The sequence below is a fragment of the Aeromonas sp. R3-1 genome (assembly GCF_040908345.1).
Lineage (GTDB): Bacteria > Pseudomonadota > Gammaproteobacteria > Enterobacterales > Aeromonadaceae > Aeromonas > Aeromonas veronii.
Genome location: NZ_JBFODN010000117.1, coordinates 1 through 1,418, shown reverse-complemented (window position 1 = coordinate 1,418; position 1,418 = coordinate 1). Strand labels below are relative to the sequence as shown.

The window sequence follows — 1,418 nt, the reverse complement described above, 5'->3', positions numbered from 1 at the left end:
GGCGCTTTTTTTTACTGGCGCAGCCTGGCTTTATCTCATCAGAGGGAGACAAAGATCCCGGCCAGGGTGGCGCTCATCAGGTTGGCGAGGGTCGCAGCCAGCACCGCCTTGAAGCCCATATTGGCCACATCGTGACGGCGTTCCGGCGCCATGGTGCCGATGGAGCCAAGCTGCACCGCAATGGAGCCCAGATTGGCGAAACCGCACAGCGCGAAGGTGATGATGATCTGGGTGTGGGCACTCAGATCTGCCTTGATATTGGCAAAGTCCAGATAGGCGACGAACTCGTTCATGATCACCTTCTGACCAATAAGCGATCCTGCCGCCATCATCTCGCTGGCGGGCACGCCAATCAGCCAGGCCACCGGAGCGAAGAGATAACCCAGCAGCTGCTGCAGGGAGAGATCGGCCCAGCCGAACCACTCGCCGACGGTAGTGAGACCGGCGTTGATCATGGTGATGACGCTGACAAAGGCGAGCAGGATGGTACCGATGGCCACGGCGATTTTCATGCCGCCCATGGCACCGCCCGCCAGCGCGTCAATGGCGTTGCTGTAGTCGCTCTTGTCGAGGGTGATTTCGGTCTGATCGCTCACCTGCTGCTGCTCCGGCACCAGCAGTTTGGCCATCAGCAGGCCACCCGGCGCCGCCATAAAGGAGGCGGCGATGAGGTATTTCAAATCCACACCCAGACCTGCGTAACCGCCCAGCACCGAGCCCGCCACCGAGGCCATGCCGCAGGTCATCACCGCAAAGAGTTCGGAACGGGTCATACCAGCGAGGAAGGGACGAATAAGCAGCGGCGACTCCCCTTGCGACAGGAAGATATTGCCGGTGGCCACCAGTGACTCGGCGCGGCTGGTGCCGAGCAGGCGGTGCACGGCGCCGCCCAATACCCGGATCACCCACTGCATAATGCCGAAGTGGTAGAGCACCGCGATCAGCGCGCTGATAAAGATCACCAGCGGCAGCACCCGCACGGCGAAGATAAAGCCGTTGCTGGCGAGATCGCCAAACACGAAACGGATGCCGCTGTCGGCAAAGCCGAGCAGGGCGGAGACGCCATTGCTCATGGCACCGAGCATGATTTGTCCGGGGGGAAAATAGAGCACCAGGGCAGCAAAACCGGTTTGCAGGGCGAGCGCACCCAGCACGGTTCGCCAGCGGATGGCTCGGCGGTTTTCACTCGCCAACCAGGCGATAAACATCAGGGCCAGCATACCGACCAGACTCAATAACAGTGTCATCTTGCACCTATGAAGAGAGGAGTTTCATATGGCAAGTCTGCAGACAGGCGTCGCGGGCGATCCGGCGGGAGAGGTGCCGACCCACGCGACACGCAGACCACAAACCTACAGGTTAGTGGCGGGTCCCATCCTGGGGTCATTCACGTTCCGGGTGACAGCATGTATCGGGTG

At 60.9% G+C, this 1,418-nt stretch carries 1 protein-coding gene; it reads right to left on the bottom strand.

The annotated features are described in order from the left end of the window. Positions 1 to 38: 38 nt before the first annotated feature. A complete protein-coding gene (locus AB5Y85_RS07290; protein WP_110302751.1) occupies positions 39 to 1,247 on the bottom strand; it encodes a NupC/NupG family nucleoside CNT transporter in 1,209 nt (402 codons plus the stop codon). Between the last annotated feature and the right edge of the window lie 171 nt (positions 1,248 to 1,418).

What these genes read in the sequence shown, in the direction of transcription:
- AB5Y85_RS07290 (WP_110302751.1), bottom strand. Translation starts at nt 1,247, where the DNA reads ATGACACTGTTATTGAGTCTGGTCGGTATGCTGGCCCTGATGTTTATC.